2 protein-coding genes and 1 pseudogene are annotated in these 1,746 nt (G+C 50.8%); 1 reads left to right on the top strand and 2 read right to left on the bottom strand.

The genetic code is table 11. The features are described 5' to 3' along the window. Nucleotides 1-232: 232 nt before the first annotated feature. Complete coding sequence (locus AC6BYQ_RS27860) at nucleotides 233-436, bottom strand: Rop family plasmid primer RNA-binding protein (RefSeq protein ID WP_498057870.1); 204 nt, start codon at nucleotides 434-436, stop codon at nucleotides 233-235. Nucleotides 437-526: 90 nt separating this feature from the next. Beyond that, a complete protein-coding gene (locus tag AC6BYQ_RS27855) occupies nucleotides 527-946 on the bottom strand; it encodes an Exc2 family lipoprotein (protein WP_498057865.1) in 420 nt (139 codons plus the stop codon). 165 nt (nucleotides 947-1,111) lie between these two features. Here AC6BYQ_RS27855 and AC6BYQ_RS27850 point away from each other — a divergent pair. Next, nucleotides 1,112-1,746 (top strand): annotated as a pseudogene (locus tag AC6BYQ_RS27850) (hypothetical protein); the annotation flags it as partial.

The raw sequence follows: 1,746 nt of genomic DNA, 5'->3' as shown, positions 1-1,746 counted from the left end.
CGCATGTACGAACGTACCTCAGCGGAGAACCAGCAGCTGACCGGGCGCGTGGAGCAGCTGAGCACGCTTGTGAACGGCTTGAGCACGCAGGTGCAGCAATTCGCGGCCCTGTACAGGCAGAACGGACGATAGCGACGGAACGTCAGCAGGAAGCGCTGCGGCATCAGCAACAGGAGCATGACCGGCTGCAGAAGGAGAAAATGTTGGAGCCGGAACGGACGCGCAGCCGGGATTACCCGGACTTGTCGCTCTGATGCTCTTCGTCATTGAAGCAGATCTCGAGCTGGCGATAGAGGGTCTCTGCGGCCTCATGGAGTTGTTCGCAGGTGGTCGCTTCTTCGTCGAGGTCGAGCACGTCGAGTTTTTCGAGCAGCAGTAGCGACTGAGCGCGGATAAATTTTGCCATGTTGAGGGCGGCGCTTTCCTGTTTTGTCATCGCGATGCTCTTTTTGGTGGTTTTTTGCTCATTTCGAGTTTCTGGAATTGTGATGTGCATCACAATTCTAGAAATTTGTTGGTTTGGGTATTAATTTCGGCCCTCATACCCATCCATGTATGCCCCGGAAACCGCGTCAGACATGGCTTTGCGCCATTTTGGCGAGGGCGTTTCTGCGTTGTATTCCTTGCCAGCGAAAACACTGTAGTTCTTAAATGAATTAAAAAATTCATCGCTGGAAAAATATATAACGCGCTTGTTTGCTTCTTCCCTCGATACTTTATTTTCTCTGTCCTTTTTACCTTCCTCCCAGAATTGCTTGAAGAACGGAACAGATAATTTTACCGACTCATGTTTGCGCGTGACGAAATTAGGGTCGAAGCCGTCATCGCCTGCATAGGTAAAGTGTTTGGCATGGCGTTCGGCACTGGTCGTCGGGGTGTTGCATCCCGCCAGGGTGAACAGGCATGTAAGAAGTACGGCTGTCTTCCTGATTGGGTGTGTAGTCACGGTGTTCTCCTGAGTATGTAACGGTAATTGCATCATGCAGTTATCGAGAGTAAGGATACCGTAGGTCATGGAAATTGACGATGCTTTCTGCAAGGTGTAGCATTTGAGATACTGTATGTATATACAGTTATTAATCTGATTGCATAGCCAAGAGAGGGAACGATTATGGGTGGTTTTAATTACGGCGGCGGTAAAGGTGATGGTACTAGCTGGAGTTCTGAGCGTGGTTCAACGCCGGAGCCGGGTGGTGGCTCTAGGGGGAATGGTGGTCGAGATTCTACATCTGGAGGCTCAAAGGGAAAGAGTGGAAACTGGGCTGAGGCGGGTCCGATTAATACTGCTTTGATTAACGCTGCGATTGAGGAGGCTTTGAAGAATGGGCTTCCCAGAAATACTATGGCCGCAACACAAACTCCAGCCTACAAAAAGATGCGTGCAGCGTTTGACGCTCTTCCTCTAGACAAACAGCCGGCCGCCCTAATTCAGACTGATAAGGCTTGGAAAAAAGCGCACGATGCTATGCCTGATACTGTAACGGATAAGCGGGAGTCAGGAGGTGGTCGTAACGGGCATACGTCCTACTACACCAGGGATAACCAGGCCAAAAAAACACAGGCAAAGGCGGTTGCCCAGGTTAAGGCTGATTTAGATAATGCACGGAAGAAAAAGCAGGATGCGGAACGCCAGCGTCAGGCTGAAAATGCTCGTAAAGCCGCAGAGGCAAAAGCGAAGGCCGATGCAGAAGCCAAACGTAAAGCAGATGAATCCCGGAAGGCCGCAGAGGCAAAAGCAAAGGCAGA

The organism is Serratia sp. LTN-2 (assembly GCF_059740205.1).
Note: the sequence above shows the minus strand (reverse complement) of the source record. Positions and strands in the feature narration are given on the sequence as shown.

Bases quoted from the DNA above. Each gene is read 5' to 3' on its own strand.
- AC6BYQ_RS27860 (WP_498057870.1), bottom strand. From the start codon at position 436: ATGACAAAACAGGAAAGCGCCGCCCTCAACATGGCAAAATTTATCCGC.